The organism is Paenibacillus thailandensis (genome assembly GCF_042685365.1).
Taxonomy (GTDB): Bacteria; Bacillota; Bacilli; order Paenibacillales; family Paenibacillaceae; genus Paenibacillus_AP; species Paenibacillus_AP thailandensis.
The window spans coordinates 66,416-81,838 of the sequence record NZ_JBHUMY010000005.1 but is presented as its reverse complement, the minus strand read 5'-3'; the positions used below and the strand labels follow the sequence as shown (position 1 = coordinate 81,838).

At 52.9% G+C, this 15,423-nt stretch carries 16 protein-coding genes and 1 pseudogene; 15 read left to right on the top strand and 2 right to left on the bottom strand.

Features of this window, described 5'->3' with window-relative positions; genetic code table 11:
* The first annotated feature begins 3 nt into the window (after positions 1 to 3).
* The 4 genes from ACFSW5_RS04865 (at position 4) to cysK (ending at position 3,413) form a co-directional block, all read left to right on the top strand.
* Entirely contained in the window at positions 4 to 426 is a 423-nt protein-coding gene (locus ACFSW5_RS04865) for a DUF350 domain-containing protein (protein WP_379270281.1), read from the top strand.
* A gap of 177 nt (positions 427 to 603) precedes the next feature.
* Positions 604 to 1,098 carry a hypothetical protein gene (locus tag ACFSW5_RS04860; RefSeq protein ID WP_379270280.1) on the top strand — a complete coding sequence of 165 codons (495 nt, stop codon included), beginning with the start codon at positions 604 to 606 and terminating at the stop codon, positions 1,096 to 1,098.
* 122 nt (positions 1,099 to 1,220) lie between these two features.
* Positions 1,221 to 2,462 carry an MFS transporter gene (locus ACFSW5_RS04855; protein ID WP_379270279.1) on the top strand — a complete coding sequence of 414 codons (1,242 nt, stop codon included), beginning with the start codon at positions 1,221 to 1,223 and terminating at the stop codon, positions 2,460 to 2,462.
* Between the two features lie 15 nt (positions 2,463 to 2,477).
* Positions 2,478 to 3,413 carry a cysteine synthase A gene (gene cysK / locus ACFSW5_RS04850; RefSeq protein WP_379270278.1) on the top strand — a complete coding sequence of 312 codons (936 nt, stop codon included), beginning with the start codon at positions 2,478 to 2,480 and terminating at the stop codon, positions 3,411 to 3,413.
* On the opposite strand, the gene ACFSW5_RS04845 is transcribed toward cysK, so the two are convergent.
* A complete protein-coding gene (locus ACFSW5_RS04845; RefSeq protein WP_379270277.1) occupies positions 3,410 to 4,480 on the bottom strand; it encodes a CotH kinase family protein in 1,071 nt (356 codons plus the stop codon). The genes cysK and ACFSW5_RS04845 overlap by 4 nt on opposite strands.
* 133 nt (positions 4,481 to 4,613) lie before the next feature.
* Complete coding sequence (locus ACFSW5_RS04840; RefSeq protein ID WP_379270276.1) at positions 4,614 to 5,081, bottom strand: hypothetical protein; 468 nt, start codon at positions 5,079 to 5,081, stop codon at positions 4,614 to 4,616.
* 273 nt (positions 5,082 to 5,354) lie between these two features.
* Here ACFSW5_RS04840 and ACFSW5_RS04835 point away from each other — a divergent pair, with 273 nt between their 5' ends.
* The 11 genes and pseudogenes from ACFSW5_RS04835 (at position 5,355) to ACFSW5_RS04785 (ending at position 15,122) form a co-directional block, all read left to right on the top strand.
* Positions 5,355 to 6,146 (top strand): hypothetical protein, encoded by a 792-nt coding sequence (locus ACFSW5_RS04835; RefSeq protein WP_379270275.1) that lies wholly within the window; start codon positions 5,355 to 5,357, stop codon positions 6,144 to 6,146.
* A gap of 102 nt (positions 6,147 to 6,248) precedes the next feature.
* The gene (locus ACFSW5_RS04830) at positions 6,249 to 6,917 is read left to right on the top strand and encodes a DUF2642 domain-containing protein (RefSeq protein ID WP_379270274.1); all 669 of its coding nucleotides are present in this window, start codon (positions 6,249 to 6,251) and stop codon (positions 6,915 to 6,917) included.
* Positions 6,918 to 7,043: 126 nt separating this feature from the next.
* Positions 7,044 to 8,069, top strand: a complete 1,026-nt coding sequence (locus ACFSW5_RS04825) for an endospore germination permease (protein WP_379270273.1) — start codon at positions 7,044 to 7,046, stop codon at positions 8,067 to 8,069.
* Positions 8,070 to 8,226: 157 nt separating this feature from the next.
* Positions 8,227 to 9,517: pseudogene (locus ACFSW5_RS04820) on the top strand (spore germination protein).
* The gene (locus ACFSW5_RS04815) at positions 9,514 to 10,662 is read left to right on the top strand and encodes a Ger(x)C family spore germination protein (RefSeq protein ID WP_379270272.1); all 1,149 of its coding nucleotides are present in this window, start codon (positions 9,514 to 9,516) and stop codon (positions 10,660 to 10,662) included. The pseudogene ACFSW5_RS04820 and the gene ACFSW5_RS04815 overlap by 4 nt, the downstream one beginning before the upstream one ends.
* Before the next feature lie 70 nt (positions 10,663 to 10,732).
* A complete protein-coding gene (locus ACFSW5_RS04810; protein WP_379270271.1) occupies positions 10,733 to 10,951 on the top strand; it encodes a hypothetical protein in 219 nt (72 codons plus the stop codon).
* Positions 10,952 to 10,981: 30 nt separating this feature from the next.
* A complete protein-coding gene (locus ACFSW5_RS04805) occupies positions 10,982 to 11,386 on the top strand; it encodes a spore coat protein (RefSeq protein ID WP_379270270.1) in 405 nt (134 codons plus the stop codon).
* Positions 11,387 to 11,550: 164 nt separating this feature from the next.
* Positions 11,551 to 12,042: an Lrp/AsnC family transcriptional regulator gene (locus tag ACFSW5_RS04800; RefSeq protein ID WP_379270269.1), complete on the top strand. Its 492-nt coding sequence runs from the start codon at positions 11,551 to 11,553 to the stop codon at positions 12,040 to 12,042.
* A 13-nt stretch (positions 12,043 to 12,055) separates the two neighbouring features.
* On the top strand, positions 12,056 to 13,276 hold the full coding sequence (locus ACFSW5_RS04795; RefSeq protein ID WP_379270268.1) for an aminotransferase class I/II-fold pyridoxal phosphate-dependent enzyme: 1,221 nt from the start codon (positions 12,056 to 12,058) through the stop codon (positions 13,274 to 13,276).
* Between the two features lie 320 nt (positions 13,277 to 13,596).
* A complete protein-coding gene (locus ACFSW5_RS04790) occupies positions 13,597 to 14,172 on the top strand; it encodes a cob(I)yrinic acid a,c-diamide adenosyltransferase (RefSeq protein ID WP_379270267.1) in 576 nt (191 codons plus the stop codon).
* Positions 14,169 to 15,122: an RluA family pseudouridine synthase gene (locus ACFSW5_RS04785; RefSeq protein ID WP_379270266.1), complete on the top strand. Its 954-nt coding sequence runs from the start codon at positions 14,169 to 14,171 to the stop codon at positions 15,120 to 15,122. The genes ACFSW5_RS04790 and ACFSW5_RS04785 overlap by 4 nt, the downstream gene beginning before the upstream one ends.
* Positions 15,123 to 15,423 lie beyond the last annotated feature (301 nt).

Sequence of the window (15,423 nt, the reverse complement as noted above, 5' to 3'; positions counted from 1 at the left end):
CGTATGGGAAAAGAAATCGATCAGTGGCTTGGCCATCCGTATATTGCGTCCCTGATTTATGTATCGGTTGCGGTGTTCTCGCTCATTGTTTTTTTGTCCATATTCGAGCTGGTTACCCGTTATAGAACGTGGGATGAAATCAAAAAAGGGAATTTGGCTGTCGCCATGGCGACAGCCGGCAAAATATTCGGCATATGCAACATCTTCCGTTTTTCGATAGCGATGCAGGATTCGGTCTACGAAAGCTTGATCTGGAGCGCCTACGGCTTTGTCCTGCTGCTTGCCGCCTATTTCCTGTTCGAGTTTCTTACGCCGGTGTTCCGAATCGACGAAGAAATCGCAAGCGATAACCGGGCGGTCGGCTTTATCGCCATGGTCATTTCCATTTCGTTGTCGTACGTGATCGGCGCAACGGTTAGTCTGTAAGCGGGGGACGCCCCCACATCCTTGAAAGACTTCGCAAGAAGCTTTTTCTTATTCCATGCGGGGAGAATGGCTATGAAATATTTATGGGGCATTCTTTTGGCGGTGGCGATTTTGTTTTTTGCCGCCGGTTTTATTTATTTAAATCATATGAGTTGAACGATTTGGAGGGATTTTGGCATGTCCGAGCATACGATATGTCCCTGGTGTCAAACGGAAATAGTATGGGACGAAGAATTGGGACCGGAAGAATATTGCCCGCATTGCGACAATGAACTAAGCGGCTACCGTACGGTCCAATTCGGAATCGACCGGGAGGAAGACGAAACGGAGGATTGGGACGGCGTAGAGATTCCGACCGACTTCAGCGAGGAAGCGGAAGGGAAGGACAAGGTCTGGCAAGAAGCCGACGCCGTTCTGAGAACGATCGTGGACGACCAGGAGGAAGCTCCCGAATGTCCGGAATGCAAGGAATATATGGCGGAGCTCGGCGTACAGACCGTTGGCGGAAACTTTCAGCCCAAGACGCACCCGTCCATCGGCAAGCCGCTTGTGAACGAGACGTTTGAAGTGGTGTGGTATGTATGCCCCGCTTGCTTCCGGACCACTTCGGTAATGGGACAAGCCGGCCGCGATACGATGCTGGAGCGGCTTGTCGCCCAGAAGAAAGCGTAAATACGGCAAGCGTTCGGAAAAACGGCGAAATATTCGCCTTAAGCGCCGCCTTCATTTGGTAGTGTAATCCTATTTCCCGGGGGTAAGCCTAAGCATGACGAATCCCGTAGCAAATAGGAGGAATGGGTGTGGGCAGGTCGCATAATCCAGATGTCCGTCAAACGGGCCGCCTTGATTCGCAAGCGGTGCTGCTGCTTTCCGTACAAACGCTGTTTGCGATCGCTGCAGCCCTTTCGGGCACGTTCGTGCCGGTTTATTTATGGAAAGCAAGCCAGTCCTATATGTTAATCGGCATCTATTCATTAATCGGCTACGTCGTAGGCGGAATTACGTTTTGGCTGGCGGGCAAATGGGTAAAGGAACATAACAAGATGAACAGCCTCCGGCTAGGGATCATGTTGTCGGGGGTGTTTTATTTTCTGGTCCTGCTGTTCGGGCAGCAGGCGACGAAATATTACGTCCCGCTCGGCATCCTTAACGGGCTTGGACAAGGGTTCTATTGGCTGGCTTACAACGTCGTCTATTTCGAGATTACGGAGCCCGGCAACCGCGACAAGTACAACGGATACGCGGGACTTACGGGGGCGGTGGCCAGCATGGTGGCGCCATGGGTATCCGGTTTGCTGATCACATGGTACGGCGGCAGTCGCGGTTATTCGTTTATTTTCACGATATCGCTTGTTGTGTTCGGTATCTGCGCCGTCTTCAGCTTTTGGCTGAAAAAAAGAAAAGCGGGCGGCACCTACAATTGGCTTCATACGTACGAGCAGCTGAAGGAGTCCCCGTTATGGCGAAGGCTGTTTCTGGCTATTGCGGCGCAGGGCGTACGGGAAGGCGTATTTATGTTTCTGATCGGCTTGACCGTATACATTGCGACCAAGGAAGAAAGCAAACTCGGCAATTACGCCCTTATTACGTCTCTGGTTGCATTGATCAGCAATTGGTACGTCGGCAGCAAGCTTAAGCCGGAGCGGCGGAACGAGTCGATGCTGTTCGGCGCTTTGATGATTTCGTTGTTTATCCTGCCGCTGCTATGGAAAGTAAATTACGCCACGATGCTGGTGCTTGGCATCGGAACGGCTTTTTTTTATCCGCTTTATATTATACCGATGACCTCGCGCGTGTTCGATATGATCGGCATGTCCGAGCAAAGCGCAAGGGAGCGCGAGGAATACATTATTATGCGCGAGCTGGCCCTTACCGCCGGCCGGACCGTCGGCGTAGCGGCTTATTTGCTTGTTCTGCCGGCATACCATTTTTCGACCCAAGCGGTCGTATGGCTGCTGTTCGGGGTCGGGATCGTGCCGATAGCGGCATGGCTGCTCATGAGTCCGCTGCTCGAGAGAAGGGTTGCTCCACATTAAGGAGAGGTTCAGGCAATGCCAAAAATCGTGCAGGATATTACCGGATTGATCGGGGATACGCCCGCCGTTCAATTGAACAGGCTGAAGGAAAAAGGAAGCGCAGACGTGATTGTAAAGCTCGAGCGGTATAATCCGAGCGGCAGCGTGAAGGATCGGGCGGCCTTCTCCATGTTCGCCGACGCCGAGCGGCGGGGCGAAATACGGCCCGGAACGACCATAATCGAGCCGACTAGCGGCAATACCGGCATCGGCTTGGCGATGAATGCCGCGGCGAAAGGATACAAGCTTATATTGGTCATGCCGGACAATATGTCGCCCGAACGGATCAAGCTGCTGCGAGCTTACGGAGCGGAAGTCGTCCTTACGCCCGCCGCCTTGCGGATGCCCGGCGCTATTCGCAAAGCGGAAGAGCTGCGCGAGCAGCTGCCCGGCAGCTTCATTCCGAACCAGTTCGAAAATCCGGCGAATCCGGATGCGCACCGGCATTCGACCGCGCTTGAAATATTGGAACAAACGGAAGGGAAGCTGGACGCTTTCGTCGCGTCCTCCGGTACGGGAGGAACGATTACCGGCACGGGTGAAACGTTGAAGGCGAAGCTTCCGGGCCTCTACATTGCCGTCGTGGAGCCGAAAGGTTCGCCCGTATTGTCCGGCGGAGAGCCGGGACCGCACAAGCTGGTCGGAACGAGCCCGGGTTTCGTCCCCAAAACGTTAAACACGGCCGTCTACGATGAAATTATTCAAGTTTCGGATGAGGACGCCCTTGAAACGACAAGGCTGGTGGCGCGCCGGGAAGGACTGCTGTTAGGGCCTTCCTCGGGCGCCACCGTATGGGCTTCCTTGCAAATCGCGAAGCGGCTCGGCGAAGGCAAGCGGGTATTGTGCATTGCGCCGGATACGGGCGAGCGTTATCTCAGCATGGGTTTTTTTGAAGGCGGGTCAAACGGTTAATTCCATTCGCGAAGCGCTTGCTTGACGATGCTGCGTCTTTCGCGGATATAGTTGCGAATAAACGACGGCTCGCCCATAAAGGTTTCATAGCTGTGCTTGCGGGTATCGTCCTCGCGGATGGCCCGCCACAGCTTTCCGTACATCTCCCGCACGACCGGATCGATTTTTTCCACGGTGAAGGCTTCCTTCAGAAGCTTCTGCAGCACCGCAGCGTATTTCTTCCTGCAGGAAGAGAAACTCATTAACTTGGACGTAAGCTTGTTATACCCCCGTACGGATACGAGATCGCTGCCGCAAGGCTTGCCGTAGCAGTTTCGCCCCCAGGTTCCTTCGTAATCCCACGGGATAATGCGGTATTTCCCCGTATCCGAGTGCTCGTAGATCGCATAGTTTTGATCGAATCCGTCGTAATTTCCCGTTAATACCGCCCCGGCCAGCCATAGCAAATATTGATCGACGTCCAGTTTCCGAACGGTAAAGGCGGAAAGCCGCTTGCCGGATAACAGGTTCAAATGTTTGACGAAGCCGGCGAACTTCGCTCGCGTTCCTTTCGGGCCGCGTACGACTTCATAGCCTGCAAGCAGCGATTTTTTTCTTTCTTTCGTATCGGGATCGATCAGGCTGAAATCGGCGCTGTCGTTGACGGCATACAGCAAGGATCGGCAGCGGATGCCGCGCCTCGCGAAGAAATGCCGGTCCACCGCTTCAATCTCGAGATAAACGCCTTGCGGCTGGCCGTTGATCGTAAGCCAAATATGGTTGGTGCGGGGCGAAGGAACTCCGATTTCGTTGAAAAAATGAAAAGAAAGCGCGTTGCGGATCATGGAAGGGTCGTCGTATTCGGCGTTCCAATGGATCGTTCTTCCCCCCGCCATCCGGATATCGTAAGACTTTTTGATATAATTCCGGGTATGCCCTCCTCGGATTCCGATCTCGACGGAATAGGATTTCCCGTCCACCAGCAGCTTCGCCGGCTGGAATTTGTCGCTCCACGAATCCCGAAGCAATTCTCTCATATCGGACGGATCAATTTGAATGCTGCGGGCGGGCAAGCTCTCCGTGGCCATTTGACCATCCCCTTGAAATAAGATAAAGCCTATCGTCCGTAGACGATAGGCTTTAATGCTTATTTACCGTATTCAGTTGTCGGGAAGGATGTCACGGCGCAGGTCAAATCAGGCTTATCCGGCAGGTCGCGGATTAGCTGTGAAAGCCCCAGCAATCGCATTTCTTGTCGTCGTCTTTTTTGCCGTACGACTTGTTGTCGTCTTTTTTGCCATAGCTCTTGTAGTCATACTTCTTGTCGTCTTTGCCATAGCTCTTGTAGTCATGCTTTTTGTTGTCGTCTTTGCCATAGCTCTTGTAGTCATGCTTTTTGTTGTCGTCTTTGCCATAGCTCTTGTAGTCGTATTTCTTGTTGTCGTCTTTGCCATAGCTCTTGTAGTCGTATTTCTTGTTGTTGTCTTTGCCATAGCTCTTGTAGTCGTATTTCTTGTTGTTGTCTTTGCCGTAGTCGTAGTCGTGCTTCTTGTTGTCATCCTTCTTGTAATCGTAGTAGTCGTGCTTCTTGTTGTTGTCCTTGCCGTAGCTCTTGTGATCGTACTTCTTGTTGTCGTCCTTCTTGTAATCGTACCAGCCTTTAACAGTTACTTTTTTAGATTGAGACATTATATCTCCTCCTTGTTTGGAATTAATACATGTTATGAACGAACTCTATGATGCGAACTGGATAACCGCTCATTCTCGTAGAAATAGATATTAATCTAGTACAGGATTGATAGAGGTTCATATAAATATAGTACAGGTCGCCATACGTGGCGGATGGCCGCAATGGAAAACTGCCGGGTAATGGACTGCAAAGTTCGGAAAGATCGCCTTGCGGAGCGGGATCTATGCCCGAGATCGCTTAAGCAGCTTCAATAAACGGAGGGGATAGAAAGTATGAACAGAAGTTTTTCCCGATCGTGCGGTTCCTATGATCCGCGGGTTTCGCCGGCAGGCGCCGGCGACGACGGACGCGACAGGCCGGACAGGCGAAACGTTTTAAGAAAGCTTATCGGCAAATGCGTCTGCATTAATCTGGTGGGGGACGACACGGTAAAAGGCAAGCTTATCGCGGTTTGCCGCGGTTATTTGGTGCTTCAAACGAAACACGGCGTCGTATATGTCAATGCGAATCAGGTCGAAAGCATTGAGGAAGCCGGCTCCGACCGGGGAAGCAGACGGCGCCCGAGATTTATTCGGGCCCTCGACTTCCGGGATTTAGTTGAACAATTCGAAGACGAGTTCGTTAAAATCACATGGGGAAGAGAGGATAAGGTCAAAGGCTTCGTATCGGACGTATCCGGCAACCGGATGACGCTTATCGCAGACAATAGAATCGTTGTCGTGTTTATCGATAAAATCAAAACGATTCAGCCGATTTCGGCAAGGGACCGGCTCGGCCATTGTTCGCTCGGCGACCGTACGTCCGGCAACCGGACGGCAGGATCGGGGGCTAGCAGCGATTCTGCCCTTGAGCAGCTTGCGCCGGGAGCGCTCCAGCCCGGCGTCGCCGAACCGGGCGGCATCGGCATGAACTGGGCGGTCGGCGAGACGGTGCTGCCGGAACCTGTCTACAGGCCGAACCGTTACGGCGTTCCGAAAGAATTGCTGCTTGCCGGGAACCGTAAAAAAAGAAAAGCGGCTTCCAAACCCAAATTAAGAAAAGCTCCGCTTAAGCCTACTCGATGAAGGCGGCCGGCTTCAGCGGCAGCTTTTTGGATCGCGAATTTCAGCCGTTTCCGTCATCACATAAGCGCTTATGGTTCCGACCGGAAGGAGATGCCCTTGTTCATGAAGAATCATCATCCTTTTTTCGATAAAACCGTTGAACTGTATATATCCGAGCATGAGACCCCGATACGCGGCAAGCTTGCCGAGATCGGCCAGGATATATTCGTCATCTTATCAGGCGGCAAATATGTTTACGTTCCTATCAATCATTTGCAGCAGCTTCGTCTCGTTACGGAAGAAGCGGACGAGAGGGCGGAACGTTCCGACAATCAGTTGGATATGAATAACGAACCCGTATCCTATCGGAAAACGTTAATGAACGCAAAAGGCATGTTCTCGGAAATTTTTATTACGGGGAATCAAACGATACACGGCTATCTGACCTCGGTCATGAACGATTTCTTCGTATTTTATTCGCCGGTTTACCATACCGTTATCGTATCGCTCCAGCATTTGAAATATTTAATTCCGTATCAGCCGAACGCAACGCCGTATATGCTGACCGCCGAGCAATTTCCGCTTAGGCCTTCCGCGATATCGCTTGCCAGAACGTTCGACGCCCAGCTTCGCAAGCTGACGGGAGAGTTCGTTATCTTCGACCTTGGGGCCAATCCGAACAAAATCGGCGTGCTGCAAAGCGTGGAGGGGAATATCGCCGAAATCGTCAACGCCGCCGGAAAATCCGTATACGTTCATCTGGATCATATCAAAACGGTTCATATCCCATAGCTCAAAAAGGTCATTCGGGAAACGGCCGCATCGTCCACGGCAAAGGGCGTGCAGCCGTTTCTTCTTTTTTGCAACGATGCATGATCGATCAAATTAAGGGGGAGGATGGTAATGAGGTGAAGCAAGATGAACGCGACGAATAAGTTCGGGATAACTTCCGTTGTTATGATTATTTTGTTATCGGTAGGTTTGTCGAATCATGTTCTCATATTGCCGCTGCTGCTTGACGCTTGCCGGCGCGACGCCTGGCTAAGCGTAATCGCCGCGGGTCTGCTCGCAAGCCTGTTTTTATTGCTGCCGTTTTTCAAAGTCGTTCGGGATTTGAGAGGCGTCCGGCTCGACGTATGGCTTAAAAGAAGGCTTTCTTCCTTTTGGGCGAGCTTGATCGTCTGGTTTTTTGTACTTGTACAGTTCGTTATTGCCATTATAACGCTGGCGGAAACCGCCGAATGGACGGCGTCTACATACTTGCCGGAAACGCCGGTCATCGTCGTATCCGTTTGCTTGATCGTGTTATGCGGATTCGCAGCCTGGAGCGGACTTCAGAGCATCGCTTACGTCTCATGCATATTGCTTCCTATCGTTGTCTTATTGGGCGATTTCGTCATGTCGGCCAACTTGCCGCAGAAGGACTACCGTTTTTTGCTGCCCATGTTGGAAAACGGATATTGGCCTGTATGGAACGGGATGCTTTATGTATTCAGCAGCTTCGCCGAAATGTTTTTGTTATTGCTTATTCAACAGCATTTCAGCACGCCCGTGCGCCGATGGCATTTGGTGCTTGTGATTTTGGTTTTGACATGGCTGACGATAGGGCCGACTATAGGCGCCATTACCCAATTCGGGCCGGAAGAGGCGGAAAAATTGCGTTATCCGGCTTTTTCGCAGTGGCGGCTCGTCCATATCGGCAAATATTTGGAGCATGTCGACTTTTTTGCGATTTTCCAGTGGTTGTCAGGCGCATTGATTCGCATATCGATCCCCCTTTATTTGATAGCCGAGTATGGGGCTTTCCGGACCCGCCGAAAAAAACGGTCGGTTTATCGGTCGTTTGCGCGCTGCTGTTGGCTGCCGCCTTTATCGGATATCGCAACGTGTTTAGCATTGTTGAGATCGAGCGCTATTACTTCCAATACATATGGATTCCTGTAGCCTTTCTAATTTTGGCGTTATGGGGAGCCTCTTATAAGAAGCAAAAGAACGGAGCGGATGCGGCTTGAGCGGCGAATGGTTTTATCCGACCGGCAAAGTCCGGGCGGAGTGGATTAAAGACAAACTAAAGAGCTTGGACGACATTACGATCCAATCAATGAGCGCCGGGGACGACGAAATTGCCGTGTACGACATTATTTTTGTAAACGGCATGGTCGATCCCCGTTCCGTGCAAGATTTTTTGCTGCCGCAATTGGAGAAGCTCTCGTCCTGGCGGGCGAGGCACGAAGGCGGACAAGCCGAAAGCGAGTACGTAAGCCCGTTTGAATCCAAGCTTATCGTGCCGATCGATCCTCGGACGGAAGAGGAGCAGAAGCATATGTTTGCCGCGCTTTTTTCGGGGAACGTGCTTATTTTGCTGGACGAGTCGCTGTTCTTGTTTGACGCTTCCGATATCCCGGGGAGACAGCCGGAAGAGTCGACGATGGAAGTGTCGCTTGTCGGGCCGCGCGACGGCTTTATCGAGAAGCTGTCCGTCAATGTGGCTTTGATGCGAAAACGGTTGAAAACGGCCGATTTGCGCTGCGAATATTGGACGCTCGGAACCGAAACGATGACGAAGGTTGCGGTTTTGCATTTGGAAGGAACGGCTCGTCCGGCGTTGGTTCAAGAGACGCGATCGCGGCTTGAGCGGCTTCATGTGAAGGCATTGCAAAATTCGTTCGAGCTTGCGGAACTCATCTCCGATCGAAAAAAATCGCTTTTCCCTTTGATCGACGCTACAGGCAGACCGGATTACGCCGTTCAATCGCTGCTCAACGGACGGATCGTTATTGTAGTCGACGGATGCCCAAGCGTTCTTCTGGCGCCGACGAACCTGTTTATGCTGATCAAATCGCCGGAGGATGCGCATTTGCCGTTTTATTACGTATCGCTGGAACGTATTCTCCGCGCATTCGGCTTTGTCATTGACGATCGCCCTTTCCAGGCAAGGGCTCCCGATGTCCGCGTCGGTCGAAATGATTCTAATGCTTTTTATGTTCGAGCTTTTCCGCGAAGCCGGGGTCCGCTTGCCGCGCGCGGTAGGGCAGACGGTAACGGTCGTCGGCGGGCTTATCGTCGGGGACGCCGCAATTCGAGCAGGAATGACCTCCCCGACGATGCTTGTCGTTGCAGCCGTAACCGCCGTAGCAAGCTTTACGTTAATCAGTCAATCCTTAACCGGCAGCGTGACCTTGTTAAGGCTGACCGTTCTGCTGGTCTCGTCGTTGCTCGGCTTGTTCGGTTTTTTTATCGCCAGCTTCGCGATATTGATTTATTTATGTTCGTTAAAGTCTTTCGGATATCCGTATTTAAGCCCTTTGGCGCCTTTGAATGCCAAAGATCTGATACCGGGCTTGCTGCAGCATTCCTGGAGCAAACGGATTCGAAGGAGAAAACCGCTATGAGTGGGCGGGTAAGACAATGGACGAAGCCGATTGCCGCGCTCGTCGCGCTTGCGCTTCTGGCCGGCTGCTGGGATCAGGTCGACCTGCAGGACGTTACCTTTATTTCGGCTATTGGCATTGATTATGCGGAAGGCGATTTTACGCTTTATGCGCATGTCATTTCGCCATCCTCTACCGCCAAGAAAGAAAGCGAGGAAGCCGGCAGCGAAAAGGTTACGTCGTGGGTCGGGGAGGCAAGCGGAAATTCCGTTTTTATGGCGATCGGCAATTTGGCGAAAGTATCGCAGCATCCCATAAGTATGGATCATCTGAGAGCCGTCGTGATTCATGAAAGAGCTTTGCCGCATTTGACCTCGGTATTCGACGCCATCAACAGGCAGAGGGCGACGCGGGGAACGATATGGGTATACGGCACAAGAGGAAGCATTCAGGAATTGTTCGAGAGCGAACCTTTAAGTACCGCCTCTCCTCTCGACAATGTCATTTACAAGCCGGAACAAATTTTCAAGGAATTCAGCTTTTTTTATCCGAAGCGGATGCGCGCTTTTCTTCAATCGTTTCGAGAAGAGGCGATGACGACGACGCTGCCCGCTCTCCGAATGACGAAGCAAAATTGGTCGGCCGAAGGGAAAAGCATAAATGTCCCCGGAGTTGAAGGGGTGTTTATATTCAAGGACGAGAAAAACGCCGCGTTTATGACGCTGGACAAGGCGTCGGGCCTGCAATGGACGTTGCCTCATTACAGAGCGGGCTTCTTGAAGCTGGGCGAAGCTCCAAACGCGGTTACGATCTACGTAACGGATACCGACTCGGACCTGTCCGTCGATTGGAAGCAAGGGAGACCGTCGTTTACGCTGCAGATCAAAGCGAAATGTCAAATCGTCGAGATGGGGAAGCGGATGTCGAAGAAGGAGATCGAGCAGCTGGCGGAAACCGCTATTCAAACCGAGATCGGCAATACTTATAAAGAAGCGGTTAAAAGAAAAGCGGACCCGTTTATGCTGGAGCTTCATTTATATCGGTACCATAACCGGAGATGGAAGCAGCTAACTCAATCGGGAGGCTGGGTGCCGGAAGAGAATTCGTTGAGGGTCAAGGCGAATTTGCTGTTAACGTCGCCGGGAAAATACGAGCTGGATACATAAAATAGCCGTTCCGAACCAAAAATACGAAAGCTGCTATTTGAATGTATTGGAATGGGAGGAAAAAACTTTGATGCAGCCGATAACGGGCAAGGAGCTTGAATACATCGTTGATTCGATGTCCAACGAAGATTTGCTGATGAAGCAGTGCGCCGCTTTGGCGGCAACGACGGGCAATCAGGCGCTTCGCCAACTCAGCCTGCAAATGATTCAGACGCATCAGCAGCATTATCAGACACTGCTGAATTCCATCCAGCAGCATCAGAATTTGGCTCCGACACAGCCGCAATAAACGACAAACGAAAGGAGAGTTTAAGGAGCAATGTTCCAGCAGCATATGCAGCCGATTATGCCGGACGCGGATATGGCTTATACGATTTTGGCGGATTTGAAGCGGGTGGTGGGCGAATACGCAACGGCGACGACGGAGTCGTCTTGTCCGACCGTTCGCGGAATGTTTACGAATTTGCTGAACAGCACGCTGAAGATGCAAGGCGATTTGTACCAAGCCATGCAGGGGCAAAACATGTACAGCACGTCTTCTCCCGCACTGCGTCAGTCGATGGACAAGGAGTTTAAGCAATATCAGCAGGATATCCAGCAGACGAACCAATATTTGCAGCAGACGGTCGGCCGTTTGGAGCAGCAGCAGCCCTATTACACCGGCACTCAGCCGTACGGCGGGCAGCAGCCTGCGGCGCACCCCAATCAGCCGTATTATATATAGTATTCGTTCGGAACGAGCCTCGTGCCGCACCGGCATCAGGCAAACGTTAAAGATGACCCATGCTTGCCGCGGCGCATGGGTCGTTTTGTTTTTCCTTTGCAGGAATGATACATTCGTTGTAATATAAATTTTATAATCGCAGCAAGCGGAGAGGAGTTGCCCTTTTGAACGAACTGCAGCTGAAAATATTGGATTTGCTGAAAGAAGATGCGAGGCGCGATGCCGAGCTGATCGCAACGATGCTGGGCGAGTCCGTCGAAGTCGTCAAGCAAGCGATACAAGATCTGGAGAACGACCATATTATCGTCAAATACGCGACGATCGTGAATTGGAGCAAAGTGGACGACGAGAAGGTTACGGCGCTTATCGAGGTGCAAATTACGCCGGAGCGCGGCAGAGGCTTTGAAGGCATCGCGGAACGGATTTATTTGTATCCCGAGGTGAAGTCGGTTTATTTGATGTCCGGCGATTACGATCTGCTTGTCGAGATCGAAGGCAAGAACCTGAAGGAAGTCGCTTCGTTCGTTTCCAACAAGCTGTCTCCGATCGACGCGGTGCTGTCGACGAAGACGTTTTTTATATTGAAAAAATACAAGCAAGACGGAATTATTTTCGAGGACAACGAAGGCGACCATCGGATGATGGTTTCGCCGTAAAAAGGTGAGAGCAATGATTAAAAACGAGGGAATGCATGCCCCTGCTTCCAGCCGGAAGGACTCGATGGCCGACTATTTGTCTCCTCTGGCCAAAAGCATCAAGCCGTCGGGGATCCGGCGATTTTTTGATTTGGTAAGCGCGCGTAAAGACGTGATTACGCTCGGCGTCGGGGAACCCGACTTCGTGACGCCATGGCATGTGCGGGAAGCGGCCGTGTACTCGCTGGAATCCGGCAAGACGCAATATACGTCCAACGCGGGCATGCCTCAGCTTCGGGAAGCGATCGCGGGTTATTTGGACAGCCAGTTTCAGGTCCGGTACGATCCTGCAAGCGAAATACTCGTCACGGTCGGCGGCAGCGAGGCGATCGATCTCGCTCTTCGGGTGTTAATTTCGCCGGGGGACGAAATTTTGATCCCCGAGCCTTGCTATATTTCTTATTCGCCGATCACGACGTTAAGCGGAGGCAAAGCGGTCGGCATCGAAACTTTCGCCAAAGATAATTTCAAGCTGCGCGCCGACGAGCTGCGGGCGGCGATTACGCCGCGTTCGAAGGTGCTTATTTTATGTTATCCGAGCAATCCGACCGGCGGGATCATGACGTACGAGGACTGGCTGCCTATAGCCAAAATCGTCGAAGAAAACGATCTGATCGTCATTTCCGACGAAATATACGCGGAGCTGACTTACGGCTCCAAACATGTCAGCTTCGCTTCGATGCCGGGGATGAAGGACCGGACGATCGTCGTGAGCGGCTTCTCGAAGGCGTTTGCGATGACCGGCTGGCGGCTCGGCTACGCCTGCGGCCATTCGGATCTCATCGGGGCGATGCTGAAGGTGCATCAATATACGGTCATGTGCGCGCCGATCATGGCGCAGCATGCGGGGCTTGAGGCGCTTTCGGAGCATGGCCTCGAAGAGAAGGACCGCATGATCGAATCGTACAACCAACGAAGAAGGCTCGTCGTGAAAGGGTTTCGCGATATCGGGCTGGACTGCCACGAGCCGCAAGGGGCCTTCTACGCCTTTCCTTCGATTGACGCGACAGGGCTTACCTCCGAGCAATTCGCGCAGCGGCTGCTGGAGGAGGCCGGCGTCGCGGCCGTGCCCGGCGACGTGTTCGGCTTAGGCGGCGAAGGACATCTGCGCTGTTCTTATGCGACGTCGGTACCGCAATTGATCGAGGCGCTGGAAAGAATCGGACGGTTCGTTCAAAAGGTGAAGCCGGTTTAAACCGGCCATCGGTCGCCTTACCGTTCAAGCGTAACGGCGTTAGCTTGGTCCGACCGGCCCATGCAGCGAAGCGATTCGCACAGGAGCCGCCAAATGCGGCGGGATACAAGCTGTCTCCATCGGCAATGGCCGTGGAGGCAGCTTTTGTTTTCCCGAAATTTCCAATGAACCTGCCGTGCTTAATTTCGTCAAATCGCTTTGTTCCACAGGCTAACGAATCCAGAAGGAGAGACTTCGAGGTTGCTTCGCGGCAGGGGTGGGGGAGGAGCCGTAATTATGGTATAGTGGGAGCATACGAATTACAGAAAGGATTGCGGTTTATGAGGCTATATACGAAAACCGGCGATAAAGGGGAAACTTCGCTGATCGGAGGCCGGGTGCGGAAGGACGACATCCGCGTGGAGGCTTACGGAACGATCGACGAGCTTAACTCGTTTGTCGGCCAGGCGGCTTCCGAAACTTCGCGTTATCCGGAATTGGAAGAGATGACCGCCGCTCTCGTCAACATTCAGCAGGAGCTGTTCGATTGCGGCTCGGATCTTGCTTATGCGAAGCCGGGAGCCCCGCTCAAAATGTCGGCCGAGCCGGCCCGGCGGCTGGAGGAGCTGATCGACCGCTATATCGAAGAAGCTCCCGAGCTTACGCGGTTTATATTGCCCGGCGGGAGCGCCGCGGCTTCCTTGCTCCACGTATGCCGGACCGTATGCAGAAGAGCGGAACGGCGGGCCGTTACTCTGGCAGCGGTCCAGGAAGCGAATCCGGAGGTGCTCGTTTATTTGAATCGCTTGTCGGATTTCTTTTTTGCGGCGGCCCGCGTGGCGAACGCCAAGCTGGGCGTGCCGGACATCGAATACGAGCGGAGCGCCGAAGTGTTTAGGAAGAAGAAGAAAAAATGACCATTGAAGACGGACGTTATTATCGGCCTTTGACGGTAACGGTGACGGACATGGAGCACGGCATGACGGTCAGGACGGTGCTTGAGCGCAAGCTTGGCGTATCCCGCAAGCTGTTGTCCCGGGTGAAGCTGACCGAGCGGGGGATTACCGTCAACGGCCGCAGAGCGTATACGAACGACAAAGTCGCTCAAGGCGACGTAATCGCCATCCGAATGGAGAAAGAGACTTCGGCCGATATATTGGCCGAGCCAATACCTATTTCGGCCGTATACGAGGACGAGGATCTGCTGATCGTCAATAAACCGGCAGGACTTATCGTCCACCCCACACACGGCCATTATACCGGCACATTGGCGAACGGTGTCGTGCACCACTGGCTGATGAAAGGCGAGCAGGTACGATTCCGTCCGATTCATCGGTTGGACGAAGAAACGTCAGGTCTAGTTGCAATAGCCAAAACGCCGTATATTCATCAGCAGCTGTCGGAGCAGCTGCAAGCGGATCGGATCATGAAGCAATATGCGGCTTTCGTATACGGAGCGCCAAATCCGGCGGCGGGTACGGTTGACGGTCCGATCGACCGCGACCCGGATTCGCCGCATGTGCGGATCGTGACGCCAAGCGGTTATCCGTCGGTAACGCATTACGAAACGGCGGAAAGCTACGGCGTCGGAGCGGCCTCTATGGTGCGTCTTCGCCTTGAGACGGGCCGGACCCATCAGATTCGGGTCCATATGCGTTATATCGGCTGCCCGCTGATCGGCGACAAAATGTACGGGCCGGCGGAAAACGGGAAGCCCGACTGGGAGGAAGCGGCAGGGCGGCAGGCGCTGCATGCCGAGAAACTCGGCCTGACCCATCCGATCACGAAGCAATGGATGGAATGGACGGCGCCGCTTCCTCCGGAGCTGGACCGGCTGAGAGAGCTCCTGGCCTCGCTCCCTGAATAAGGTTTTTTCGTTCTTTTGGACACTATCCCCTTGAATCAGGAGAAGGGCGCAGACACCGACCTCGGGATAAATCTCGAACCCCGGCCATATTCCCGTACTCCGAGCAAATTCTCGTACTTCGTGCGTATTCCGAGTTCGACGAACCATTCAGTTCTGAGCAAAGGGGATATCGAGAATAAGGCTCGGAACTTTGGTTTGGTCAGAGTCTATGTTTGTTTTGGCGCCCAGCTTACAGCGTGTCCCGCAGGGACACAAGCGCTCCTTGCACGAATGGATGGACTAGCGTCTCCGGTGAAGATAT